Source organism: Amycolatopsis sp. NPDC051045 (assembly GCF_040682955.1).
Classification (GTDB): Bacteria; Actinomycetota; Actinomycetes; order Mycobacteriales; family Pseudonocardiaceae; genus Amycolatopsis.
This window is the reverse complement of the sequence record NZ_JBFBCC010000008.1, coordinates 245,492-271,607: the sequence shown is the minus strand read 5'-3', so window position 1 is coordinate 271,607 and position 26,116 is coordinate 245,492. Positions and strand designations below refer to the sequence as shown.

Below are 26,116 nucleotides of genomic sequence, written 5' to 3'. Positions count from 1 at the left end.
TCGGCGCCCGATCGCGGTCGGAGGGGACGAGCTCCGGCCATCAGGCACCGCCGAGCGCGAGCTCGCTCGCCCAGACGCGGACGTCGCCCGCGAGGTCCGCCGTGGCGAGCAGGGCACCGTCGGAGCTGAAAGCGACGTCCCGCACGGGCCGCGGCGCCAAGTACCTGGCCAGCTCGATGCCGGTGCGGAGGTCGTGCACGGCGACCCGGGTGGACGCGGTGGCCACCGCCAGCGCGTCCACCGCCGGGTGGAACGCGAGCGCCGACACCGGGGCCGGGCAGGTGATCTGCCGGATCGCCGGGGGATCACCCGCACCCGTGAGGTTGTGGATCGTGACGGTGTTGTCGTCCCAGGCCACGGCCAGCAGCGTGGGGCCGAACGCGAGCCGCGTGCAGCCGACACCGTGCCGGACCCGGCGCTGCGCCCCGGTCGCGGCGTCCAGGAGGGTGACCGTGCCGTCCTCGTTGCCGGTGGCCAGCAGGGTGTGGCCGGGCTGGAACTCCACCGCCCGGATCCGCCCGTCGGCCCCGACCCGGGCCGTCTCCGTGCCGGTGGCGGCGTCGAGGACGCGGGTGCCGCGGTCGGCGCAGCCCGTGGCGATCCACCGGCCGTCGCCACTGGCCGCGATCCGCAGCACGGACTGGGGATGGGTGTTCGGGCCCGCCCAGTGCTCGCGGCCGTCGGCGCCGGCCAGCAGGCGGGCCGTCCGCCCGGCCGCGACGGCGATCCACTCCCCGGAGCCGACGGCGAGATCGTTCACCTCGCCGATGCCGTCGGCCTTCCACGTCCGGTCGCCGACCACGGCGAACGACCGCACTCCGGCGCTGCCGCCGACCGCGATCGACTCGCCGCCCTGCGCGAACGCGATGGCCGCGATCGTGCCCGGAACCGGCCGGTTCAGCAGCCGCTGCCCGGTGGTGGCGAGCAGGACGGTCAACGCGCTGCCGTTGTCGGCGACGGCGACCAGCGGCGTGCCACGGGGGGACGTGGCGACCGCGGTCGGCGTCGCGGCGACGTGGTGGGTCGCGACCTCCACGGTGGCGTCGTACATCTCGACGAACCCGGTCGGCAGGATGTCCGGATGGCTCTCCGTGGCCTGGATGTGCCCCCCGGCCACCACCCGGCGACCGTCCGGGGAGAACGCGATCTCGGTGACCCCCGTCCGCACGATCGCGTCGACGCGGCGGCCGGTGCGCGCGTCGTGCACGGAGACGTCGCCGATCCGGCCGGACACCGCGATGTGGCGCAACGTCGAGCTGAACTGGATGCGGTTGCCGCGCGACGGCGCCGGCGCCCCGACGAATCGCGGGGTGCCCTGGTCCATGTCGTACACGTCGAGGGTCGCCGGGGCGGGTGACGTCGCGGGGATGACGCAGCCCAGCCAGCGGCCGTCGTCGCTGATCGCCATCGTGGCCGATCGGTCGCGGAGCTGCCGGCGCCACGTCGTGGCCCCCGTGGTGGCATCGATCGCGGACAGCGTGCTGTCGTAGCAGCTCGCGACGATGCGCGCGCCGTCCGAGGTGAAGCTGATGCGGATCGGCTGCGCGGGTGTCGGAAGCCGTCTGCGGACGGCGCCGTCGAGATGATCGTGCACGGTGATGCCGCGGCTGTCGCCGACCGCGATCGATGCCGAATCGGGGCTCCAGGCGAGCGTCATCGCGCGGCGCCCCTCCTCGTCGATCTCGATGGGGACCACCCACCGGCGTCGGCCGTCGGCGGCGTCGAAAGCCCACACCCGGTAAGGGGTCGTATACGGCAGCGACACGTCGCGGTCGGTCCAGCCGATCGCGGCCAGGGAGGTCCCGTCGGGGCTGAACGCCATCGCGGTGGCGGCGGGCAGACCGTCGCACCGCCAGCGTTCGGCGCCCGACTCGACGTCGAGGGCGCGCAACCGCACCGAGGTCACCCCGGTCACCTCGTCGATGCGGCCCTCCATGACGCCGAGCAGGGTGCCGGCCGGGCTCAGCCCCGCGAAGCGCACCTCCCACTCCTGGTCGGTGCGGCGCAGCACGGTGCCGGCGGCGTCGAGGACCGTTATCGTCCCGAGCGAGTGGTAGTAGCTCGCGAAGCCGGTGGTCACCACGATCCGCTCCCCGGACGGCGCGCACACCACCGAGGTGACGGGATAGGGCTGCGGGAGCGAGACCCGTGGCCGCCAGGTGTCCGTCACGGCCGCCACGCTGCCGGCAGCACGATCGTGTCGACGAAGACGCTGCGGCGCCGCAGGTCCGGCGACGCCACCGTGTCCGGATCGCCGAGCCGCTCGGTCTCCCGGATCCGCACCCGCAGCCGTCCCGGGGTGGCCACGAGCGTCAGCGGCGGGATGGTGCCCGTCGCGCCGCGCACGACGGTGGTGACCGGTCGCCACGCCGCCACCTGTGGTTGTGCCGCCGGGTCGTCGACGGTGACGTCCAAGGTCTCGGGGTCGACGCCGGCGCCGCAGGACTCCAGGACCACCTCCAGCCGGTTGAGCGGGGTGGGCGAGACGCCCTCGACGGTGACGTCGACGCGGCTGCCGGCGCGGGTGAGGACGACCCGGCGGTCGGGCAGCAGCGGCACCCGGTCGGTGCGGACGACACGGGACAGTTCCAGTCCGGAGATGCTGTTGGGCTGGTAGCGCACGACGGCCAGCTCGAGGAACGGGTTGTACGACGCGGCCGCCGCCGGAACGGTCAGCCCGATGTCGACGTACCAGCGATCCCCCGCGGGCACGACGTCACAGGGGATGACGGTGACGGGCGCGCCGAGTTCGGGCAGCGGCACCTGGCGCGCGGCCGCGGCACCGGCGAACCACGCCGGCAGCGGCCGGGGTGGCGTGGCCGGGGTCGCGAACAGGGGGTCGCGGCCGATGCGCGAGACGAACTCGCTCGCCGCGGCCGCGCTCGCGTCGCTCGGTGCCAGGACGACGGCAAGTTGTTCACCCGCGCCGGTGCGGAACCACGGTCGGGCCACCTCGACCCGCACCCGCTGGGCGCCTCGGACGTGCTCGATCCGGTCAGCGGTGGGCTGGCTGCGCTGCCAGCCGAAGGCGGGCACAGTGCCCACCACCACCGGCTCGACGGGCCGCACCGACGAGAGCACGGCGACCGGCGGCTGGGGCATCCGGGCCCGGAACAGCGCGTCGGGGTCGGTCTGCTTGAAGTACTCGCGGAACCGGCTGGTCGCCTCCAGCGAGTAGCTGACCACGCGGTGCCTGGTGTCGCCGAACTCGTGCCGCACCGCCACGGTGGGCAGCCCGACCGGGTCCACGGCCTGGCTGTGCAGCCGTTCGACGGTCACCCGGCGCGTCCCGATCGAGGCCTGTGCGCCGACGTCCTCGACCTCGGTCCACGTCGCCGAGACCGCGAGCCGTCCGGTGCTCGGGGTGTGGAGGCCCGGCCCGGACGCCACCGCGGTAAACGTGGGGTTGAGCACGACCGTGGTGTCGCCTGGGGCCCGGTCCAAGGGCAGCGGCAGGTTCCACACGGGGTCGGCGAGCGGGCGGCGCACCGCGTGCACCACGTGCACCAGCCGCGGTGGGGTGACGACGGGGTTGCGTCCGGCCAGGGTCTGCTCCGCCGGGACCGCGGGATTGAAGTGATCGGTGATGGCGAGGTGGCTCGACACGTCACCGGGGATCGTCGAGGACAGCTCGACGGTGGCCTGTTGGGCGCGGCTCAGGGTGACCTTGAGCGTGCCGGCCGACCAGCGGATGTTGACCGGATCCGGCTGGTCGGGCTGGGGCCTCAGCTCGATCTTCTTCAGGCCGGGGTCCGGCCAGTCGGGCGTCCACCGCTCGACGTCGCTGATCTCCTCGGCGAGCCGGCCCGGCACCACGCGGATCAGCGCGGCGACGCCCTCCGCGGCGGGATCGGCGAGTTCGGCGCCGGTGGCGTCGGCGCGGATGGCGCGCTGCGCCAGCGCGAAGGACCGTTCGTCGGTGAGGCCGTCGAGCCGCCGGTGCTGCTCCACCAACTGCAGGGAAGCGGTGGGTGGCTCCAGGATCCGGGTCTCCACCAGCGGGTAGTCGGGGTCGGCCGCGTGCAGTTGCTCCGGGGTCAGGTCCCGGTCGCTGCGGATCACCAGCCGGTCGATGGCCGCACCGGTCGCGTACCCGGTGGTGGCCTGCAGCTGTGGTGGCGGAACGGGGTCGTGCCGCCGGTAGATGATCTCGGCGGCGCCCTGGTTGCCGCTGAGGTCGCCGAGTTCCATTCCGCCACCGGTGATGTCCGCGATCCGCACCCGCATCCGGTAGAGATCGGCGAACCGCAACGCGGGCAGCCGGCCGGGCCGGGCCCGGAAGTTCCAGTCGAAGCGGTAGGGGATGGCCTCGTTCGAGGTGGTCACAGGTCCGGCGGTGTCACCGCGCAGGTTCGGCGTCGGCACAGCCAGGTTCCAGCCGTCCCAGCGCAGCACCACCTCGTCGGTGTGCAGGTCGCCCGCCGCGTCCTTCGTCGCCGTGAAGGCCTTGACGTGGCCCTCCTCGCGGATCCGGCCGTCGGCGGTGTCGGGTCGGCCGATCGGCAGATCGTTCACCGCGTAGGTGACCTCGCGTTCGCAGAGCGAGTGCCAGGGGTTGCTGCCGCGGCGGACATCGACGCGGTAGCCGAGGACCAGATCCTCCGCCCCGAACACCGTGTCGGCCATTACCGCGCGCGCCCGGCTGGTCGCCGAGTGAACCCGCGCGGCGAGCTCGGTGCCCCGCTCGGGTCGCAGCAGCGCCAGGCCGATCGACCGCACCGGCGGCATCGTCACCCGCGCCCGCGGGTCGGCGGCGGCGTCGCGGGCGTACTGCCGCAGGTTCCCGACGGCGCCGTCGACGTCGAAGGTCGCGATCGCCCAGTCGGCGGCCTCCGGCGGGGCGACGGGCGAGGTCACCGACACCGCGCCGGCCAGGTTCAGCAGTCCCTTGCCGATGCCCGCGCCCGAGCCCGGGTTCGGGGCCGGCCAGAAGCCGACGTCGGGGGGCGTGAGGTCCAGTTCGTAGCGGGTCCACGGCGAGGTGACGAGCTGCTGCAGCGACGGTGGGTCGTCGCAGCGGATCGACAGCTGCCGACCGGCCGCCGCGGCGCCGACGTTGAGGTCTGCGACGTCCACGTGCAGCTCGAACACCAGCCCCAGCTCCATCAGCACCGTCGGGTGCTCCCGCAGGCGGGACACGGTGGCGTGGAAGTCGGGGGTCGCGAAGACCGGTGCACCAGCAGCGACGGGCGGTCGCGCCGGTTCGGGTGCCGCGTAGGCCCCGAGCGCGGACCTCACTGCCGCCTGGGTGTCGTTCTCCGGCCGCGCACCCACCCGGGCAACGGTGCGGTAGGAGCTCGCGACTGCGCGGGCGTCGCGGTAGGAGCGCGCCACTCGCGGCTCCGGCTGGGTGCGGGCCTGGTACTCGTTGACCAGCCCGGCGTCGCCGCCGAAGAACCCGGTCCAGACCTCCGACCGCGGGCGCGACACCAGCCGGGGGCGGTGTGCCGCGCTCCGCACGCCCAGCGAGGTCGAGGTGAAGAGCGTGAAACCGGCCTCCTCGGTGAGCCGGGTCGGCCAGTCCCCCAGCCCGTCCTCACTGATGTCGACCCCGGTGAGACGGGGAACGACGAGGACCCGGATCGCGGCCTTCGTCGGTGGCTCGCCGGCGGGGTCGGCGATCAACCCGCTGGGTACAGCCACCCACAGCAGCTCACTCATGGCGCTCTCCGGTGTGGGGCCGCACGTAGGACGTGCGCTCCGGGGCCTCGTCGGTGGCCGCCGCGGTGGGTGCGACGCCGCCGGCGCTCTCGTTGGCGAAGGCGGCGCGATAGGCCAGCCACCGGTCCATCCGGTCGTCCTCGGGCGCAGCGTTCGCCGCTGCCAGGGCCGGCGACTCGTGGGCGGGCTCACCCGCGATGACCCACTCCCCGGAGTCGAGCTCGACCGACTCCGACCAGAGGGTCAGGTCGATCTCGATCACCAGGGTGGCTCGCCCGACGAGGGCGTTGCGGGCAGAGGTGTAGGTCAGCGTCAGGCAGAGCTCGATCGACACCGACACCAGGCCCAGCACCGAGACACTGCCGCCGATCCGCAGGTATCCGGCGACGGTAACGGCACCGCTGCTCTCCAGGACGAACCGGACGCCGCCGAGCGCGTGCACCTCGCCGTGCGCGATGAGGAAGTCGACGGCCACGAAGGCGCCGAACTCCAGGGCCGCCTCGAAACGCCTGATCCCGCTGCGGTCGAGTTCCAGCTCCAGGTAGCCGCCGCCCCCGAACATCAGCACGCCCAGCTGGAACGGGCTGTTCCGGCTGGCGAAGCCGATCCGCACCGCGACGGGACGGCCGTCGAACGGCACCTCGATGCCGGCGGTGAACGCCATGTTCCGGATGGAGAAGGCACCGGTGGAGACCGACGGAATGGGCAGCGCGTAACGCACCGTCAGCCCGGAGGGGCGGACGTCGATGAGCTTGCCGGCCGTCCCCAGGTCGATCGAGGTGGCCAGCTTCTTCACCAGCGTCAGGTCGCCCAGGAAGTCGAACTCGACCCCGGTGACCTCCAGGCGTGGCGACGCCCCGTCGCGCTGGGTGAACGTCATCGTTGCGAACGACAGCTGCAGCACCGCCTTCGACCCCGGCGGCAGCTCCAGCGTGAAGTTGCGGACCACGCAGGTGATGTCAGGCGCGCCCTGCGCGGTCGTGATCGTCAGGTCCAGTGCGGTGGTGGGGGTGGCCCGGAACGGACCCGCGGAGGTGAGCTTCACCCCGGTCCACCGCATGCGGACCTCGGGCGCAGCGCCCGGCCGCGGGGTGAACGTGATCTCCGGTGGCAGCTTGAGCTGGGTCAGCAGCGTCTTCAACGGGAACCCGAGCAGCGTGGCGGAGTCGCTCGGGAACAGCCGGGCGGGGTCGATGAACCCGGTCGCCGGATCGGGCAGGGCGAACCGGTCGATCGGACCGGTGGTGCGGGAGATCGCGTTCGTCAGATAGCTCGGGGCGAGCAGCCCGCCCGAGCGGTCGGCCGCCTTGGAGAAGTCGATGGGGACCGCGTTCGCCTGCGGCATCTCCAGCACCACGTCCTCGGCGGCGTTCTGGAGGTACTTCCTGGTGAAGGCCACCGTCGTCCGGGCGTCGTCGCCGCGCAGCGCGCGCAGGGCGGGCAACCCGATCTCCAGCTCTGTGAGCTTGGAGCGGTAGCCGTCGGCGAGGTCGAGGCCGTCGGCGATCCGGGCACCCGCAAGCTTCAGCGCGCGCACTTCGTGGATGGAGCCGGGTGCGGGCAGCGCCGGCGGGACTCCGGGCGCGAGCGGCGAGGCGGCCGCGCCCGGGGTGAGGTCGATGTTGCTCGGGGCGATCGACACCGCGGCCTCGCCGTAGTCGTCGGCCAGCCGCTGGGCCAGCACCGGGCTGGCCAGCGAGTCGACCGTGGGCCGCAGGTCGAAGACGAACAGCAGCGGCAGGTCCATCCGCACCACACCGGTGCTCACGGTGCAGGCGATGGGGAACCGCACCTTCGCCCCGGATCGGGTCGTGGGCCAGAAGTGGGTGCCCATCGAGCCCACGACCGGGAGCGTGGTGAACTGCCGCTGCGGCTCGACCAGGTCGGTGAAAACCGTGGTGGTGATCTCGATGTCGCCGAGCGGACAACCCCGCGCGACCGGGCCTGCCCCCGGGGCGTGGCGAACCGGCTCGACGACCGTGATCACGAACATGGTGCGCAGAACCGCCGCGCCGCCCGCGGTCGGGTCGTAGATGCGCTCGCTGACCTTCAGGTACTCGGCACGGTGGCCCAGCGGGTACAGCACCCCCTTGGCCAGGGTGCGCACGTGCATGTCGCGGCCCAGCGTGGCGCGGTGCTCCCACGCGAAGTTCGGCCACGTCGCGGTCGCGTCGATCGAGCCGCCGATCGCGCTCAGCTCCAGGCGGCGCAGCCGGGCGGGCTGGTTCGCCGTCTCGGTGAACAACCGCAGCCGATCCCCGCCGGCGAGCGGGATCGTGTTCCCGGCCGTGAAGACGGGGTCCGCGGCACCGGCGGTCGGCTGGTCGACGACCCGTAGCGTCAGGTCGGCGTCCAGCAACGGCGCGGCCGCGGCCGGGTCGATCAGCCGGGTCCGCCACAGTCCGCCACCGTCGACCGGCGTCGGCCGCGTGACGTGCACGGGCACCGCCTCGGCGGTCGAACGTCCGCGCGGTGCGATGACCAGCCGCCAGGGCAGCTCGATCGCGCTCTGGTCCTCGGCGGGCACGCCGGTCGAGGTGACGAGCGGCCGGTTCAGCACCGCCGCCAGCACGCCCTCGACCGTCAACGGGATCTGCGTGCCGGCCGGAAAGTCGAAGGCCAGGCGCGTGGGCCCGGACAGCACCCCACGCCAGGTCGGCACGGTCTGACCTGCGCCCGCGGGCTGAAGCGGGCCGACCGAGCCGGGCGGGGAGCTCTCCTCGCCCACGTGCTGCGGGGGCAGCAGCAGGATGAGCCTGGCCGGTGCCTGCGCGGTGAGGCGCGCCGCCGGGCCGCTGCCGGAGACGGCGAAGTCCCGCCACCGCACGCCCAGAACGAGATGATCGTCGGGCCGGATCAGCAGAACATCGGCCACGGCGGCACACCTCGGTCCCCCGTTGTTCGTGGTTGGGCGCGGAAAGCCATCAGCGGATCGAACTGCCTCGCCGACCCGGCAGATATCGCCGATCGGTCTGCCCCTGCCGTCCCCGCTGCCGTGTTTCGCATCGCGAGCCGATCGCATTCGCGTGTCAGCAGGCGGCGAGACCGTTTTCCGAATACCACTTCGCCAACAAGCAGCTTCATGACTACCCGCCCTGGGGTGCACTGCAGATCCGGTCGCGAACGCTTGATCGTGGTGTCGACGTGAACGTCGCGATGGGGTCGATCGCCGTGACGCAGCTCACCGCTGGACCACCTGTTCGGAGCAGCGGGTTCACCTGTGCGGAGTAAGAGCCGCACTGCGCAAGCCCATCAGCTCATGGGGTTGCTCCCGCGGCTGAGGGGCCCGCGGCGTTCGAGGTCCTGTGCGGTGCTTACCGGATCGAGCGCGGCCGCGTACCTCCATGCGCTGCCCGATCCCGGTGGGACCGAGCCCTATTCATGGCCGGCCTGATCTGCTCGCCGAACAGGCCACCCTCGGTGAATCAGATCGCGATGGTGAGACGTCGGATCGCGTCGTCGCCGAGTTGGAACTGGTGGCGCAGGACGACTGTGCCGCCGGGGAAATCGCCGTCCAGGCGGATCCGGACGGTGACGGTCTCCTCGTCGGTGATCTGCTGGCCGAGCCGGGTGCTGGTGAAGGTGTACTCGCTCGAGGCGTTCCGGATCCACGCGCGAATGGTGTCGATGCCCTCGTAAGTGTGGCCGTCGTCGAGCACGGTCGCGTCCGGCGCGAACGTGCCGGCCGCCTCGGCGTGGTCCTTGCGATCGCGGGCGTCCAAATAGGACAGGACCACCCGGGGCAACCGGTCGGCGTCGTAGTCGGTGAAAGTGCCGTTCATGGAGCTTCTCCGCTTCTCGTAACGGGTTGAACGCGAATGGGTGTGCCGGGTCAGAGCGTCCGGATGGTGCCGCCGTCGACGACGAGGTCGGCCCCGAGGATGCTGGCCGCCTGGTCGGAAACGAGGAACGCGACGGTGTCGGCGATCTCGGCCGGGGTGGCGAACCGGCCGAGGGGAACGCCGCCGAGCGCGGCCAGCAGGGAGCCCCAGGCGGCGTCGGTGTCGCCGTCGAACCGTTCGGTGAGGCGGTGCACGAGCTGGTCGGCGGCCTCGGTCCGGATACCGCCCGGCGAGACGGTGTTGACCCGGATGCCGTGCGGGGCGAGCTGGTTCGCGAGCCCCTTGCTGTACGTGCGGAGCGCCGCCTTGGCGGCGGCGTACGCGAGCGTGCCGTCCCACAGCGGCATTCGCGCCTGGATCGACGAGACGTGCACGATCGTGCCGCGACCGGCCTCGATCATGGCGGGGACGATGGCACGGTCGAGCCGGACCGCCGAGAGCAGGTTGAGGTCGAGCTCGCGTGCCCACTCGTCGTCCCCGAGGACGGCGAACCCGCCCGCGGGGGCGCTGGATCCCCCGGCGACGTGCACGAGAACGTCCGGGACGCCCTCGGCCAAGACGGCTCGAGCGATCTCACCCGCCGCGTGCGGATCGGTCAGGTCGGCCGCGATGAAGCGGTCGTCCGTCCGGCCGGCCGCGCCCTGACCGCGGGCGACCACGGTGACCGCCATGCCGTCGGCGCGCAGCCGATCCGCGACCGCGGCGCCCGCCCCCCGGGTGCCTCCGGTGACGACCGCGCATTTCGTGTCGATGGCGAAGGGGGCGCGACCGTCAGTAAGTTCTGTTTTAGAAGTCATGACTGCTAGATTAGCAGTGACTGCTGACGAACGCACCCGGCAGCGTGTGAGGGTGCGTGACCAGCTGGCGACACGCCTGTCGGGGCCGTCAGATCGAAGAGCGGGATCGACCCCTGCCGGCGGTTCTCTTACGACTCGACGGGCGCGACGCCGACGTCGGCGTACCGGTCGCGGAAGGCGGCGCTGGCCGCGGGGCCGGCGGCGAAGACGAACTCTTCGCCGTCCACCCGCCGCCCGGTCTTCGCGTCGACGAGGACGGGCTCGGCTTCGACACCGGTCTCGGAGTCCACGAGGATCATGCTTCGGTCGGCCGGATCGAGCCGGGAGTTCCCCCACGCGGCGAGCGCCACGATCACCGGGCGCAGGGACCGGCCGAGCTCCGTGAGGTGGTATTCGTGACGAACGGGGTTCGACTGGTAGGGCTTCTTCTCCAGCAGCCCGTTGGCGACCAGGGTTTTGAGCCTGCTGGTGAGCATGCTGCTGGAGATCTTGAGGCTCGCCTGGAACTGGTCGAAGCGGGTGTACCCGTCGAAGCAGTCGTGCAGGATCAGCAGCGTCCACCACTCGCCGACGTAGCCCAGTGCGGTGGACAGCGGGCACTCGCGATCCCGCAGGCGAATCTTGGCCGCCACGCGTTGCACTCCTCGCTGTCGATCGGCAAGCTCAGTCACTTCTAGGTTAGCAGGAGCTGATCGGCTACATTTCACGTGTCGTATAGGACGTTATACAGTCCAAGGGAGATCCTTGCCGGGCGGTGATCGGGTTCCGCGATCATCATCGCCGCCAGGCAATGTACGTACAGCTCCGATCACGACGAGCGGTCCGTACCCGCCTCACTCCCCCGCGCCGACACCACTACAAGACTTCACGAGTCAAGGAAATTGACGGCCTCGTTGACGAACTTGTCGTGATATTGGAAGATGCCGCCGTGTCCGGCATCGGGGTAGAGCGTGAGCTGGGCGTTGGGCAGGCGCCGGGCCAGGTCGGCGGAGTTGCTACTGGGCACCAGCCTGTCGTGGTCGCCGTTGGTGACGATGACCGGATGGTGGATGACGCTGAGGTCGGATGGCTTCTGGCGTCCCCAGGTGTGGATGGCTTTGAGCTGGTTGCGAAATGCGGTGACGGAAATCGCTTTGTCGCGATTTTCCGTGCGCTCCTTCAGCCGGTTCACGAACTGCCGGGCCGCGTCCTTTCCGTTGGCCGTGCGGGTGAAGAAGAGATATTCTTTCGGGTCTTTGAAGGTCAACGCGGCTTTCAGGGTGTCGAGCAGGGTGATCGGAGTGACCCTGTCGATGCCTTCGCCGCCGGCCGGGCCGGTGCCCGCGAGGATCAGCTTGCGGACCAGTCGCGGTTCCTCTTCGGCGATCACCTGGGCGACGAAACCGCCGAGTGAGAATCCGAGGAGGTCGACCCGGTGGTGGCCCAGTGCCCGGATAAAGGCGGCGGCGTCGCGTGCCATCGCCACCGAGCGCGGTGTCTTGCCTTGTGAGGCACCGACTCCCCGGTTGTCGAAGGTGATGTCGCAGGAACCACGGCTTGCCGAGCTCCCGGGCGAAGGCGGGGTCCGGTGGGCCGGAGATCGAGATGAGCTTCCCGCGGCGAGATCCGCCCGGTCCTGCAGCTGCTGTCCTACCCGATGCTGGACGACCGGACCACCACCCGCACCGACATCGACCCGCGGCGACTGCGCATATGGAGCCAGAAGAGCAACCGGTTCGGCTGGCGCGCCTACCTCGGCTCCGCCACCGCGGACGGCAACGTGCCCCCGCTGGCCGCGCCTGCCCGCTACGACGACCTCTCCGGCCTGCCGCCCGCCTGGATCGGCGTCGGCACCAACGACCTGTTCCACGACGAGGACGTCACCTACGCCCGGCGGCTGCAGCAGGCCGGCGTCGACTGCACCCTTCACGTAGTGCCCGGCGCCTACCACAACTTCGACTCCATGGAGCCGAAAACCGGCCTCTCCCAGGCCTTCGTCGAGGCCCGGACCACCGCACTGGACAAAGCACTCAACGGCGGCTGAACGGACGCACGCGGTGGGTTCAGGTCGGTGACCATCGGCGCGGCCCGCCGAGCTGGTCAGGCCGGGCCCGCAGAACCTGCCGGAGGCTCAGAAGTGGCGTCCGCGCCGACCGGGCGACGGGCGCGGCGCCGGGGTGGCGGCAGGGGCAGGGCACCCCGGTCCACTTTGCCGTTCGCGGTCGACGGCAGTTCGGGCAGCGGCACGTACCGCGCAGGCACCATGTGGTCCGGCAGGTGCGCGCCGAGGTGCGTGCGCAGCTCGGCGTCCGCGGGGGCGGAACCCGGCTCGGGAACCACGTAACCGACCAAGGCCGGCGTGGTCCCCAGATCGGCACGGAGCAGCACGACCGAGTTCGACACCGCCGGGTGCCGGTTGAGCACCGACTCGATCTCGCCGAGCTCGACGCGTTGCCCGCGCACCTTGACCTGCGTGTCCATCCGGCCGAGGTAGTCGAGGTGGCCCTCCGGTGCCCACCGCGCCACGTCGCCGGTCCGGTACACCCGTTCCCTGCTGCCCGCGACCTCGACGTAGGTGAACCGCTCACGGGTCAGGTCGGGACGATCGGCGTAGCCGCGGGCGAGGCAGTGCCCGCCCAGGACCAGCTCGCCGGGCGCACCGAGCGGGGCCAGCTCGCCGGTCTCGTCCAGGACGTACGCCAGCACGTTCGTGATGGGACGGCCGATCGGGACACCGTCGCCGGGCTCGGGGCGGCGGCATGGCCAAGCGGTCACGTCAATGGCCGCTTCGGTCGGGCCGTAGAGATTGTGCACCTCCACGTCCGGCAGGGCGGCGGTCAGCTTGTTCACCAGTTTCGGTGGGAGTGCCTCGCCGCTGCACACCACCCGCCGTACCGAGGTGCACCGCGCCACGTCGTCCTCCGCGACGAACAGCGCCAACATGGATGGTACGAAGTGGACAGTGGTGACCCGCTCGCGGACGATCAGGTCCACCAGTTCCGCCGGATCCCGGTGCGCCTCGGGCGGCGCCACCACCAGCCGGGCACCCGCGGTGAACGCCCACAGCAGCTCCCACACCGACACGTCGAAGGTGTACGGCGTCTTGTGCAGCACCACGTCGTCCGCGCCGAGCCGGTACTCGTCCTGCATCCACGCAAGACGGTTCGCCAGGCTCACGTGGGTCATCTCCACGCCCTTCGGCTGCCCGGTCGAGCCGGACGTGAAGATCACGTACGCCAGGTCGCCGCTCGGCAGGTCGTGGGCCGGGGTGCCCGCCGGATCACTCAACGGCAGTACCGGGACCGGAAAGTCCGCCGACAACGGCATGACCGAAGCACTCGCCAGAACCAGCGTGGCGCCGGCCGTGGCGAGCATGACCTCGAGCCGGGCGCGGGGGTGCGCCGGGTCGAGCGGCAAGTAGGCGGCGCCGGCGAACAGGATGCCGAGCACCGCGACCACCATGTCGGCACTGCGTTCGGTGCACAGCCCGACGACCGAGCCCTGGCCGACGCCCTCCGTGCGCAGGCGCCCGGCGACGAGCGCGGCCTCCGCCACCAGCCGCCGGTAGGTGCGATCGCCGGTGCTGTCGCGCAGGGCGACGGCGTCCGGGGTCGCGGCGGCCTGTCGCCGGATCAGCTCGTGCACCGGGAGCCGCGGCGGGTCGCCGAGCGGAAGGTTGAACCCGAGGAGCGCCTTTCGTTCCGCGGGGCCGACGACCGGGCACGCGTGCACGGGCAGCCCGGCACACAGACCGTCGAGGACCGTCGCGACTCGCTCGGTGGTGTGCTCCGCCGGCCAGGCGAAGCGAAACCCGAGCTGGTGCGGTCCGGCCGTGGCGGTGGTGACCCAGGGGGCGAAGACGACGTCCGCGGCCGCCGTGGCCGGCCGGATCCCGCGAAGCAGCTCCGCGAGGGTGGATCCGGCGCCCACATCCACGGCCACCGCGCCCTCCGGCAGCGCGACGATGACGGTGTCCAGGCGCTCGAGCCGGTGCACCAGGGCGGCCGCGGCGACGGCCGCGGTGCGCCGGTCGATCGGAGTCATGCCGAGGCCTCCGTCCTGTGGGCGGCCAGCTGCGCGGCGAGCGCACGTGGTGTCGGCGCCGCAGAGAGGTCGTCGATGGAGATCGCCACGCCGAACTGCCGCCGCACGCGCGACACCATCCTGATGAACAGCAGCGATTCCCCGCCCGCCGCGAAGAAACCGGTGTCGGCGTGGATCTCCGGGGTGCCCAGCATGGCGCGCCACAGCTCGAGGATCCGGTCGAGGACCGAATCCGGGGCACCGGTGGGCGCAGCGATCGGTGCCGGTGCTTCTTCGGCCGGTGGCGCCGCGTCGAGCCAGTGCCGGGTCCGCGCGAACGGGTAGGTGGGGAGCGTGACCCGGGCGGCGGGGCGGTCGTCCCTGGTCGACGGCCAGTCGATCTCGACGCCGAGCGACCACAGCTTGCCCGCGGCGGCCACGATGTCCCGGGTACCGGACCGACGCGGTTGCAGCGGCACCAGGGCCGCCCCCGACGCTTCCGGGATCTGCCGGGTGGTGCCGGTCAACGCGGTACCGGGACCGACTTCCACGAACACGACCGGTCCCGCCGCCGCCGCGGTGCGGACCGCGTCGAGGAACCGCACCGGACTGCGTAGCTGCGCCGGCCAGTAACCGGCGTCGCGGATCTGTCCCTGCGGCAGGACAGCGCCGGTCATGCCGCTGATCACGGCGAAGGCCCGGGCCCGGTGGCGAACCGGCACCGCCGCCAGTTCCGCGGCGACCTCCGTCATCATCCGCGAGTGGAACGCCCGCCCGGCGGGCATCGCGCGGTGGACGATCCCGTCGGCGTCCACCCGGTCCCGGAGCGCGGCCAGTGCCGGCCGCGGGCCCGCGACCACCGTGACGTCCGGGGCGTTGATCGCCGCTACGTCCAGTTCGGGCCGGGTGGCCAGGTACGCCTCGACCTCGGCGAGCCCCGCCATGACGACGAGCATCCCGCCTTCGGCCGCGCCCTGCATGAGGCGGGCGCGGGTCGCGACGAACCGCAGGGCGTCGGCGATGTCCAGTTCACCGGCGAGGCACGCGGCGGCGAACTCGCCCACCGAGTGCCCGACGAGCGTCGAAGGCCGAACTCCCCACGACATCAGCAGCCTGCCGAGCGCGTAGCAGTGCAGGAGCAGCAGCGGCTGGGTGATGTCGGTGCGGCTCACCAAGCCGTCCGGGTCCGTCCCGACCAGGACGTCCCGCGGGTCGACGCTGATCAGGTCGCGCAGGCACTGTGCGCCGTGGTCGATGTCGGCCCGGAAGGACGGATACCGCTCGTAGGGCCCCGCAGCCATCCCCGCGGCCTCCGCGCCCTGCCCCGGCAGCAGGAACACCACCTTGGGCCGGCGCAGCCGTTCCCGGCCGCGCCCGGTTTCCAGGTGGTGCGCCGCGGAGGACACGTCGGCGGCGGTCACCGCCAGGCGGTACGGGAAGGGGGTGCGATGCGACTGCAGGGTCAGCGCGACGTCGTGCAGGTCGAGATCCGGCTGCCGCCGCAGGTGGCCGGCGAGCCGGTCGGCCGCGGCCCGCACCGCCTCGGCCGTCCGGGCCGACACGGTCAGCACCACGGGGTCGGTCGACTGCGCGCGGTCCGGTCGTGGCGCACCGGCGTACTGCTCCAGCACCACGTGGGCGTTCGTGCCGCCGAGCCCGAACGAGCTGACCCCCGCCCGGCGCAACCGGTCCCCGTCCCACGTCCGGCCGACCGGGTCGACGGTGAACGGGGTCGACCGGTCGAGCAGCTCCGGCCGGGCCTGCTTGAGCCCGGCGAGGGGCGGCACCTGCCCGAAGTGGACGGCCAGCGCCGCCTTGATCAGGCCGGTGACGCCGGCGGCCGCGTCCAGGTGACCGATGTTCGCCTTCACGGAGCCGAGCGAGCACGCGCCGCCCGCGCGACCGAAGACCTCGGTGAGCGCGCCGAGTTCGATCGCGTCGCCCATCTCGGTCGCCGTGCCGTGCGCCTCGACGTAACCGACGGTCGCGGCATCCACCCCCGCCGCCGCGTACGCCCGCTCCAGCACGTCGATCTGCCCGGCCATTCCCGGCGCGGTGTAGCCGACCTTCGCGCCGCCGTCGTTGTTGATGGCCGAACCCTTGACGACGGCGTAGACCAGGTCGCCGTCGCGGCGCGCATCCTCGAGCCGTTTGAGGGCGACCATCGCGACGCCGTTGCCCGGCACGGTGCCGTTGGCGCCCGCGTCGAACGGCCGGCACACCCCGTCCGGTGAGGTGATCCCCTTGGGCTCGTAGGTGTACCCGGCCAGCTGCGGCAAGGCCACGCAGGCGCCACCGGCCAGCGCGACGTCCGAGTCACCGGCTCGCAGGCTCTGACAGGCCAGGTGCACCGCGACGAGCGAGGTGGAGCACGCGGTCTGCACGGTGACCGCCGGGCCGCCGAGGCTCAACCGGTAGGCGACCTTCGCGGCGAGGTGGTCCTTCTCGTTGCCCAGCACGACCGAAAGCAGGCCGTGCGTGTCGAGCACCTCCGGCCGCGCCAGCACGTGGTTGAGCAGGTAGTAGTTGAACCCGGCACCCGCGAACACCCCGACCCGGCCGAACGCGGCGGCGCTGGCGAGGTTCGCGGACTCCAACGTCTCCCACGCGGTCTGCAGCAGCAGCCGGTGCTGCGGGTCCATCATCGCCGCTTCCTTCGGCGGCACCCCGAAGAACTCGGCGTCGAACAGGTCCGCGCCGTCGATCGTGCCGCGGGCGGGCACGTGACAAGGGTCTTCGAGCTGTTCGGGTGGCACACCGGCGGCGGCCAGCTCGCCGCGGGTCAGTTCGGTGACCGTGACCCGGCCCGCTGCCACGTTCGACCAGAACTCGGCCACGGTCGTGGCGCCGGGCCACCGGCCCGCGAGCCCGATGATCGCGATCTCCGTCATGAGGGTGTTCCTGCCGTTCGGGTGTGCAGGTGCCGCGCGAGCGACTGCACAGTCGGGAAGCGGTACATGTCGGTGAGGGGCAGCCGCTCTCCGCCGAGCCGCCGCTGGATCAGGTTGCGGGCGATGGCGAGACTGAGGCTGTCTCCGCCGACGTCGAAGAACCCTTCGTCGAGATCGAAGTCGCCACTGCCGAGCGCCTCGGTCCACGCGTCCACGACGAGGCTCTCCACGTCGGCGAACGACGCTGCGGCCGGAGCCGCGGGCGGTGCGGGAGCTGACGTCCCCGACGCGGCGGCCAACGCACGCAGGTCGACCTTTCCGTTGCGGTCCAGCGGAAATTCCGAAACGAGGAACCACACCTGCGGACGGGCGTACACCGCGAGCCCGGTCTCCACGCTCAGCCGCGCGGCGCTCAACGGATCCGGGCCCGGCGCGGCCTTGACCGCGGCGCACAACCGTTTCGCCGTTTCCTCGCCGGCGAGAAAGACGACCACGTCGACGACGCCGGGTTGTTCCCGGATCCGCCGCTCGACGTCGGCGAGTTCGACCCGGTGGCCGGCGATCTTGACCTGCTGGTCGCGCCGGCCGACGAACCGCAGACGGCCTTCGCGATCCCAGCGCACCAGGTCGCCGGTCCGGTAGCCGCCCGCGCCGAACACGGCGGCGGTGCGCTCGGCGTCACCGAGGTAACCGTCGGCGACGCCCGCCCCCGAAGCCAGCAGCTCCCCCACCGCGCCAGGAGGCACCAGCCTCCCCGCCGGATCGATGATCCGCAGGTCCGTGCCGTGCACCGGGGAGCCGATCGGCAGCGGATCGGGGACGTCGACCGGACTGTCGACCGGGAAGGTGGTGGTGAACGTGGTGTTCTCGGTCGGGCCGTAGCCGTTGGTGATCCGCAGCCCGAGGCAGTGCGAAAGCACCCGGCTGACGTGCCGCGAGGACACCACGCCGCCGCCGGTGAACACCTGCCGCAGCCCGGCGAACGCGTCCGGGCGGTGCTCCGCGACCAGGTGGAACACCCCGGAGGTCAGCCAGAGGTGGGAGACCTGCGGGGTGGTGCCGCGGCGCAGGAAGTCCGCGAGACCGTGCGGGGTGGGCTCGGCGGGCGGATGGACGCGGACCGCGTGGCCGCTCACCAGCGGGACCAGCAGTTCCAGGGTCGAGGCGTCGAACGCCAGCGGAGCGAGCCGCAGGAAGCAGACCCCCGCGCCGACGGTGAGCATGCCGGGGTCCGCCGCGAGCCGGAGCACTGCGCGGTGGGACACCACCACACCCTTGGGCGAGCCGGTGGACCCGGAGGTGAACGAGACGTAGGCGACCCGCGCGGGATCCGGTGAATGCGCAGGGAGTTCCGCCCGTGGCCCCGGCGCAGAGCACTCCGGCAGGTGTGCCCAGGCGGGCTCCGCCGCCCGGTCGGCGATGAGGGCCTTCGGGCTCGCCGTGGTCACGAGGCGGGCGCGCTGGTCGGGTGTCGCGGTGCGGTCGAGGGCGACGTACGCCGCGCCGAGCCTGGAGACGCCGAACACGGCGACGGCCTCCGAAACCGACCGGGTCACGTCGAGCAGCACCCGATCCCCGGCGCCCACGCCCACCGCATGCAAGGCCGCGGCTTGGGCGAGGGCTCGTTCGCGCAGCTCACCGTAGCTGAGGCTTTCGTGCTCGTCGGCGATCGCCGGCGCGTGGGGGGTCGCGGCCGCGTGGCGGGCGAAGGCGCTCCAGAGGTCCTCGGTGGTGGTGAATGCACCGCCGGCGCCGAGCGCGACGAGCCGGTCCGCCTGGAGGGCGGAGACGCCGGTCACCTCGTCCAGTGCCGTCGCCGTCGCCAGCACGGTGAGGGTCGCCGCGAACGACTCCGCCAGCTCCCCCGCATCCGCCGCGGTCAGCACCGACGTGGCGTACTCCAGCGCGAACCGGGGCCGGTCCGGCCAGGACCGCAGGTACAGCAGCGCGTCGAAGACCGCGCCACCGCAGTGGCCTTCGTGGACGCGCCAGCCGCCGATGTCCGTCGGGACCAGTTCGTGGTGCGCGGCGAAACCGAACTGCGCCAACGGGTTGTGGCCGGTGTCGCCGGAATGGCCAAGCGCGGCGACGACGTCTTCGAACGGCAGGTCCGCGTCGGCGACGGCTTCGGCCACCGCATTGCCCACCCCACGCAGGTACCGCACGGGCGAGGCGTCGTCGACGATCCGGCACCGCACCGGCGCCACCCGCGTGCACAGCCCGACGACCTGGTCCATTTCCGCCTCGAACCGCCCGGCGGCGGGCATGCCGAGCACCAGGTCGGCCACCCCGGCCCGCCGGGCGACGGTGATCGCCCAGGCGGCCAGGAGCACGGTCGGGACGGTCGTGCTCGACCTGCGCGCGAGGGCTTCCGCCGCGGACGTGGCTTCCGGCGGCAGGGTGAAGACCAGCCGGGTCCCCCGGCCGTCGGCCTCGACGACCGGCGGAAGGTCGGTGGGCATGGTGATCTCGGCCGGCGCGCCCGCCAGCCGCGCTGCCGCCCTGGACAGGGCCGCGGCCTGGGCACCGGACGCGGTCGTCGCCGCGAGGCGCGCCCCGATCCACTCCGGGGACGGAGCCGTGCCGAGAACCTCGCCGGCGTACAGCCGGGCGAAGTCCCGCAGCAGCAGGCCGATGCTCCAGCCGTCGGCGAGCACGTGGTGCACCAGGACCGTCAGCAGTCCACGACCCCCCACGGTCGTGAGCACGAACACCACCGGCGGCGCGACGAACGGCCGGAGCAGGGCGGCACTGTCGCGGCCGTACCACTCGTGCACGGTCGCGACGGCCGCGTCCCCGGCCACCCCCTCCGGCAGGGTCTGCCGCAGCAGGCGCGGCTCGGACGACTCGGGCAGCACCACCCGGGCGACCCCGTGCTCGTCGTGCGTGAACAGCGTGCGCAGCGACTCGTGCCGGGCGACCAGCGCGCGCAGCGCGGCACGAGTCCGGGAGAGGTCGAACGCGGTCTCCGCGGCGAGGGTGAACATCAGGTGGTACGGCAGGTCCTGGCCGGACACGTGCGCCGCCAGCATGGCTTTCTGGCCGGGCAGCAGGGCCCGGCGTCCCGGCCCGGCTGCCGGTGGCGGCGCCGAGGCGGTGAACCCGGCCGCCGCCGCGAGCACGTCACCGAGCGACCGCTCGGACAGGACACCGGCGACGTCGGCGTCCCGGCCCAGGTCCCGTTGCCCCGCCGCGACCAGGCCGATGGCCTGCAGCGACGTGCCGCCGAGAGCGACGAACGAGTGGGTGCGGACAGCGGCCTCGGTGACCGGGACACCCAGCGCGGCCGCGACCAGGGGCAGCCACCTGTCGATGGTGGCCATCAGGCTTTCGTCACCGGCTGGTCGGCCGGCAGGTGCCGGGCCAGCTCGAGCAGGTCGGCGTACCGCGGGTTCTCCAGCACGTGCCCGAACATGACCGCGCGGTCGAGTTCCTGCCGGATCAGCGTGCTCAGGCGCAACGCGCTCAGCGAGTGGCCGCCGAGGTCGAAGAAGTCGTCGTGCTCATCGACCTCGTCGACGCCGAGCACCTCCTTCCACAACTGCTCGAATTCGCCTTCCCAAGTGGGTGCTCCGGCGTCCTGGGTCAGGTGCGGGTTCATCAGCTCGGCCTTTCTGCGGTGGTGGCGGGCGCGTCGAAGTAGTGACGCGTGGCCGCGAACGGGTAGGTGGGAACGGGTACCGAGCCGCGGCCGGCGCCGAGGGAGGAGGTCCAGCCGCCCGCAGCGCCGAGCTGCCACAGCCGGCCGACGACGGCGAGGAGCCGCTTGTGCCGGTCGGCGGGCGCGTCGGTGAGCCCGTCGCAAGGTGCGCCGGGCAGGTGCGGGGTGACGGTGGTGCCGATCTCGACCCAGGCCCCCTCCGGGGGTTCCGCGCCGAGGTCCGGCAGCTCGGCCGAGCCGCCGGTGAGCGCGTCGAGGCCTTCCTCGACGGTGAGCAGTCCCGCGGCACAGGCCGCGGCGGCACCGGGTCCCGTCACGTGCTCGGGGTGCACGCCGTGGGCCCGCAACGACTCCGCGAGACCGGCGGCCGCGAGGAACCGTTCCACCTCCTCGGTCCGCGCGGCACCGGTCAGCCGCAGGTGGGCCACGCCGGCGTCGATCACCCGGCGGTACGCCGCGTCGGCGTCGTAGTTGGGCCGGTTGCCGGTCAGCACGCCCGCCCCGGTCACCACGAACACGACGCCGGGTGCGCCGGCCGCGCGTACCGGCTCCGGCGGCGTCTCACCGGCCACGAACGCGCTCCGCCAGGGCAACGCCGCCCGCCCGACCCGCAAGGTGTGCGCGATGTCGCCGATCGAGCGGTCGTCGGCGTCCCTGACGAACGTGGCGACCCGTTCGAGGCTCTCGCGGGCCGCATGCTCGGTCTTCGCCGAGACCATGATCAGCTCCGGCGACCGCCTCGCCCGCGGGCGTGTTCGTGGCGGCGCCTCCTCCACGACCACGTGCGCGTTGGTGCCGCCGATGCCGAACGCGCTCACGCCACCGCGCCGCACGCCGCCGATCGGCTCCCACGCCTTGCCCGCGGAAGGCACCCAGAACGCCGACCCGGCCAGCTCCAGCGCCGGGTTGGGTTCGGTGAAGTGCGCGACCGGCGGAATCATCCGGTGCGACAGCGCGAGGGCCATCCTGATCAGCCCGACCACCCCGGCGGCCGTGTCGAGGTGCCCGACGTTCGACTTGAGCGCGGTCAGCGCGAGCGGCTCCCGGTCCGGCGAGCCGAAGACCTGCCGCAGGGCCGCCACCTCGACCGGGTCGCCGAGCGCGGTGCCGGTGCCGTGGGTCTCCACGACCCCGACGGTGGCCGGGTCCGCTCCGGCCACGTCCAGCGCCGCCGCGATCACCGCCGCCTGGCCGTCGGGACCCGGCGCGGTGAACCCCGCCTTGCGGGCGCCGTCGTTGTTGACCGCCGACCCGAGGATCACCGCGTGGATCGTGTCGTTGTCGCCGACGGCGTCCTCCAGCCGCTTGAGCACGACCATGCCCGCGCCGTCCGACGGAACGGTGCCGGTGGACGTGCGGTCGAAGCTGCGGCAGTGCCCGTCCTGGGAGAAGATCCCGCCCGGCTCGTGCAGGTACCCGCGGCGGGTCGGCGGAGCCACCGTGGCGCCGCCGGCGAGCGCGAGGTCCGCGTCGAAGGTGAGCAGGCTCTGCACCGCCAGGTGGACCGCGACGAGCGAGGTCGAGCACGCCGACTGGACGCTGAGCGCAGGCCCCCGCAGGTTCAGCTTGTAGCCGATGCGGGTAGCCGCGAAGTCCTTGTCGCTCGCGATGACCAGCCCCAGGCCACCAGCTGCTTGGAGGGCGTGCGCGTTGGGCCACAGGTTGTCGAGCAGGTACACGTTCATCCCGGTGCCCGCGAACACCGCGGTCCGGTTGCCGTCCCGGCCGGCCGGCGACTGCCCCGCGTGTTCCAGTGCGCTCCACGCGCACTCCAGCAGCACCCGCTGTTGCGGGTCCATGAGCGCGCTGTCCTGCGGGGAGTAGCTGAAGAGCCGATGGTCGAAGCGGTCGGCGCCGGAGATCAGCCCGCGAGCGGGCACGAAGTCCGGTGAGTGGGCCAGTTCCGGTGCCACGCCCCAGCCGGCCAGCTCTTCGCGGTCGAAGAAACTGATCGAATCGACGCCGTTGGCCATGTTGTGCCAGAACAGGTCGAGGTCGCGGTCGGCGCCGGGCACCCGGACGGCCATCCCGACGATCGCGACCCTTCCCGAGTACTCCTCAGTCATGGGTGACACCGCCGGTCGACCTCCTGCGCCCGGCCAGCTGCGCGCGGCCCGCCCGCCGTGCCGCGGCGTACGTGTCCGGCAGCGTGGGCGCGGCGGCCCCGAAGTGCGCGGCGCACGCGGCGACGGTGCCGTAGCGCAGCAGGTCGGTGACGGTGAGGTCCAGTCCCGCCGCCGCCATCCGCTCCTGCGCGGCGACGAGCGCGAAGCTGTGGCCGCCGAGGTCGAAGAAGTTGTCGTGCAGCCCGACCTCCGGGGTGGGCAGCACCTCCAGCCAGATCCGCCGGATACGTTCCTCCAGCGACGAACCGCGGGTGGGCGGCCGGGCGTGGCGGACCGCCGGGCGGTGCCTGGCGAGCAACGCCGGTGCGTCGACCTTCCCGTGCGCGGTCAGGGGAATCGCGGGGACCGCGACGATCCGTGACGGCACCAGGTAACCCGGCAGCACGGCACGCACATTCGCCCGCAGCACCCGTTCCGCGTCGGCCAGGTCACTCACGACGAACGCGGTCAGCCGGTCGTTCTCGGGGACGACCGCGCAGGCCCGCACCCCAGGACGGTCGAGGAACGCCTGCTCGACTTCGCCGCACTCGACCCGGTGACCTCGGACCTGGACCTGGTTGTCGTTGCGGCGCAGGTAGACCATGCGCCCGTCGGCCATCGACCGGACGACGTCCCCGGTCCGGTAGACGACTCCGGGGCCGAACGGGTCGAGCAGGAACCGCTCGGCGGTCAGGTCCGGCCGGCCGAGGTAGCCGTGGGCGACCAGCGCGCCGCCGATGTACAGCTCGCCGGGTACGCCGATGCCCGCGGGCTCCCGGTTCTCGTCGAGGACGTAGCAGCGGGCCGAGGGCAGCGGGACGCCGATGTCCCCCGGCCGCACCGAGCCGAGGTCCGCGGCCGGGACCCGGGCGATCGTCACGTGGACGGTGCCTTCGGTGATGCCGTACATGTTGACGAACTCGGCGCGCAGCCCGGGAGCCGTCGCCGCGATCGCGGCGACCCGCGACCAGGTGAGCGCCTCGCCGCCGGTCACGACGTAGCGCAGCGGCGCCCCGGAACCCGCCAGCTCCGCGTAGGACGGCAGCATCCGGTACAGCGAACCGGGAGTCTGGCTCAGCACGGTGACGCCCTGGGCGTGGACCAGCGCGGCGAGCCGGGCCGGGTCGACGAGATCAGCCTGGTCCGCGACGACCAGCCGGGCACCGGTGGTGAGCGCGCCCCAGAGCTCCCAGACCGAAAAGTCGAACGCGAACGAGTGCGCGCAGAGCCACACGTCGGCCGCGGTCACGTCGAGCCCGGCCGGTGTCGGCGTGCACAACGCGTCCACCCCGCCGTGGCCCACCATCACCCCCTTGGGCGTCCCGGTGGACCCGGAGGTGTAGATGACGTACGCCAGTTCCCCGGCGGTGGGAGGGGGAACCGGTTCGGCGGGATCGCTGTCGGCCACGAGCACGTCGAGCAGTACGGCGTCCCGTGCGGTCGCGAGCTCGCCGGCGAGCACCATGGTGTCCGGCTCGGCCAGCGTCACGCGGGTCGCGGCCCCGGCCGCGATCAGGTCCAGCCGCCCCCGCGGATACTCCGGGTCCAATGAGACGTAGGCGCAGCCCGCCTTCCAGACGCCCAGCATCGCCGCGGCCACGGCGGAGGACCGGTGCAGGAGCAGGCTCACCCGGTCACCACGGTTCACCTGCGCGGCGAGCAGCGCCCGCGCGATCCGGTCGGACCACCGGTCCAGCTCGCCGTAGGAGAGGTCGTGCCCCTGGTGGCGGATCGCGACCGCCCCGGCGTCGCGGCGGACGTGCTCGGCGAACCGCTCCAGCACCGACGGACACCGCGGCATCGCCTTGCCGGCGTCGGTGGTGAGCCGGGCCCGCTCGACCGGGGATACCATGTCCGATTTTTCATCCACAATGGACTCAAGCAGCGTGTGGCAGTGCGCGAGGAGCGACGTCACAGTGTCCTGCTCGAACAGTTCTGTGCTGTATTCCGCGCGCAGGAAGGGATTCTCGGCAGCGACGTCGAGGGTGAGGCCGAGGTCGAACTTCGCCGCGTCGATCTCGACGTCCACTTCGGACACGGTGAGCCCGGTCAGTCCGGGGAGCGCGAACGGGAAGTTCTGCACGGTCAGGGTGGTCTGGAACAGCGGCGCGTGGCTCAGCGCCCGCTCCGCCCCCGCGGCCTGGACGATCTGTTCGAACGGCACCGTCTGCCACGACAGAGCGCGCATGGACGCGCTCCGCACCCGGTCGAGCAGTTCGGTGAACACGGGCCTCCCGGACAGGTCGACGCGCACCGGCACGGTGTTGACGAGGCAGCCGACGAGTCCCTCGTCGTCCTCGTCGATCCGGTTGGCCACCGGCACCCCGACGACCACGTCGTCCTGGCCCGTGTAACGCGCGAGCACCAGGGCGTACGCGGCGAGCGCGACCGTGAACAGCGTGGCGCCGCGGTTCTTCGCCCAGCCGGTGAGCCGGGCGAGCAGCTCCGGCGAGACCGGCCTGCGGATCACCGCACCCCGGGAGCTCAACACACCCGGGCGGGGGAGGTCCGTGGGAAGGGCCAAGCTCGGGAGGTCGGCCAGGGTGTCGCGCCAGAACGCGAGACCGGCCTCATCCCCGCCGTACTCCGCCCGCTGCTTCGCCGCGTACCGCAGGGAGGACACCGGCTCCGCGCCGTGGACGGCGGTGGTGCCCGTGACCTCGGCGTCGTACTCGGCCGAGAGGTCGGCGAGCAGGAGGCCGACCGACCAGCCGTCGCAGGCGATGTGGTGCACCAGCACGACGAGCGCGTGCTCGTTCGTGCTCCAGCTGCGGATCCAGGCCCGCACGAGCGTCGCGTCGCCGAGCGCGAACGGCCTGGTGGCCTCGGCCACGACCAGTTCACGCAGCTGCGCCTCCTGGCCGTCGTGGTCGGTGCAGTGCGCGGACTCGACCGTGATTTCGGGTTCGGCGTCGAGGTGGACCCGCTGCTGGAGTACCCCGTCGACGACCCTGAACGTGGTGCGCAGCGCGTCGTGCCGCGCAACCACCCGCCGAAGCGCGGCCGCCAGCGCGTCGGGTTGCAGAACGCCGTCGAGGCGCAGGGCGAACGCGACGACGTAGGCGGGGTTGCCGGGTTGCAGCTCGTTGAGGAAGTACAGCCGTTCTTGGGCGAACGACGCGCGACCGGTGAGGACCATGTGGTCGAGCTTGGTCAT

Annotated in this window: 14 protein-coding genes; 1 reads left to right on the top strand and 13 read right to left on the bottom strand. The window is 72.6% G+C overall.

Going from position 1 to position 26,116, the window contains the following annotated elements; all coding sequences use genetic code 11:
- Positions 1–40: 40 nt before the first annotated feature.
- The 7 genes from AB0M80_RS21250 to AB0M80_RS21220 all read right to left on the bottom strand — a co-directional run bounded on the left by AB0M80_RS21250 (position 41) and on the right by AB0M80_RS21220 (position 11,819).
- Complete coding sequence (locus tag AB0M80_RS21250; RefSeq protein WP_364567303.1) at positions 41–2,170, bottom strand: PQQ-binding-like beta-propeller repeat protein; 2,130 nt, start codon at positions 2,168–2,170, stop codon at positions 41–43.
- Positions 2,167–5,661: a hypothetical protein gene (locus AB0M80_RS21245; RefSeq protein ID WP_364567300.1), complete on the bottom strand. Its 3,495-nt coding sequence runs from the start codon at positions 5,659–5,661 to the stop codon at positions 2,167–2,169. The genes AB0M80_RS21250 and AB0M80_RS21245 overlap by 4 nt, the downstream gene beginning before the upstream one ends.
- Complete coding sequence (locus tag AB0M80_RS21240) at positions 5,654–8,536, bottom strand: hypothetical protein (RefSeq protein WP_364567297.1); 2,883 nt, start codon at positions 8,534–8,536, stop codon at positions 5,654–5,656. Before AB0M80_RS21240 ends, AB0M80_RS21245 begins: the two co-directional genes overlap by 8 nt.
- 550 nt (positions 8,537–9,086) lie before the next feature.
- The gene (locus AB0M80_RS21235) at positions 9,087–9,443 is read right to left on the bottom strand and encodes a nuclear transport factor 2 family protein (RefSeq protein ID WP_364567294.1); all 357 of its coding nucleotides are present in this window, start codon (positions 9,441–9,443) and stop codon (positions 9,087–9,089) included.
- Between the two features lie 50 nt (positions 9,444–9,493).
- Positions 9,494–10,300 (bottom strand): SDR family oxidoreductase, encoded by an 807-nt coding sequence (locus AB0M80_RS21230; protein WP_364567291.1) that lies wholly within the window; start codon positions 10,298–10,300, stop codon positions 9,494–9,496.
- Between the two features lie 128 nt (positions 10,301–10,428).
- Positions 10,429–10,932 carry a helix-turn-helix domain-containing protein gene (locus tag AB0M80_RS21225; RefSeq protein ID WP_364567289.1) on the bottom strand — a complete coding sequence of 168 codons (504 nt, stop codon included), beginning with the start codon at positions 10,930–10,932 and terminating at the stop codon, positions 10,429–10,431.
- A gap of 233 nt (positions 10,933–11,165) precedes the next feature.
- Positions 11,166–11,819, bottom strand: coding sequence for an alpha/beta hydrolase (locus tag AB0M80_RS21220; RefSeq protein ID WP_364567638.1), 654 nt, complete (start codon positions 11,817–11,819; stop codon positions 11,166–11,168).
- Between the two features lie 117 nt (positions 11,820–11,936).
- On the opposite strand from AB0M80_RS21220, the gene AB0M80_RS21215 reads away from it, so the two are divergent.
- Positions 11,937–12,323, top strand: a complete 387-nt coding sequence (locus tag AB0M80_RS21215) for an alpha/beta hydrolase fold domain-containing protein (RefSeq protein WP_364567286.1) — start codon at positions 11,937–11,939, stop codon at positions 12,321–12,323.
- A gap of 56 nt (positions 12,324–12,379) precedes the next feature.
- Here AB0M80_RS21215 and AB0M80_RS21210 read toward each other — a convergent pair whose 3' ends face one another.
- The 6 genes from AB0M80_RS21210 to AB0M80_RS21185 are packed head-to-tail and all read right to left on the bottom strand — an operon-like array spanning position 12,380 to position 26,116.
- Positions 12,380–14,323: an amino acid adenylation domain-containing protein gene (locus tag AB0M80_RS21210; RefSeq protein ID WP_364567283.1), complete on the bottom strand. Its 1,944-nt coding sequence runs from the start codon at positions 14,321–14,323 to the stop codon at positions 12,380–12,382.
- Positions 14,320–17,193, bottom strand: a complete 2,874-nt coding sequence (locus AB0M80_RS21205) for a beta-ketoacyl synthase N-terminal-like domain-containing protein (RefSeq protein WP_364567280.1) — start codon at positions 17,191–17,193, stop codon at positions 14,320–14,322. Before AB0M80_RS21205 ends, AB0M80_RS21210 begins: the two co-directional genes overlap by 4 nt.
- A complete protein-coding gene (locus AB0M80_RS21200; RefSeq protein ID WP_364567277.1) occupies positions 17,190–20,516 on the bottom strand; it encodes an amino acid adenylation domain-containing protein in 3,327 nt (1,108 codons plus the stop codon). The genes AB0M80_RS21205 and AB0M80_RS21200 overlap by 4 nt, the downstream gene beginning before the upstream one ends.
- Complete coding sequence (locus AB0M80_RS21195) at positions 20,516–20,794, bottom strand: phosphopantetheine-binding protein (RefSeq protein ID WP_364567274.1); 279 nt, start codon at positions 20,792–20,794, stop codon at positions 20,516–20,518. The genes AB0M80_RS21200 and AB0M80_RS21195 overlap by 1 nt, the downstream gene beginning before the upstream one ends.
- On the bottom strand, positions 20,794–22,920 hold the full coding sequence (locus AB0M80_RS21190; protein ID WP_364567271.1) for a beta-ketoacyl synthase N-terminal-like domain-containing protein: 2,127 nt from the start codon (positions 22,918–22,920) through the stop codon (positions 20,794–20,796). The genes AB0M80_RS21195 and AB0M80_RS21190 overlap by 1 nt, the downstream gene beginning before the upstream one ends.
- A complete protein-coding gene (locus AB0M80_RS21185) occupies positions 22,913–26,116 on the bottom strand; it encodes an amino acid adenylation domain-containing protein (protein ID WP_364567268.1) in 3,204 nt (1,067 codons plus the stop codon). Before AB0M80_RS21185 ends, AB0M80_RS21190 begins: the two co-directional genes overlap by 8 nt.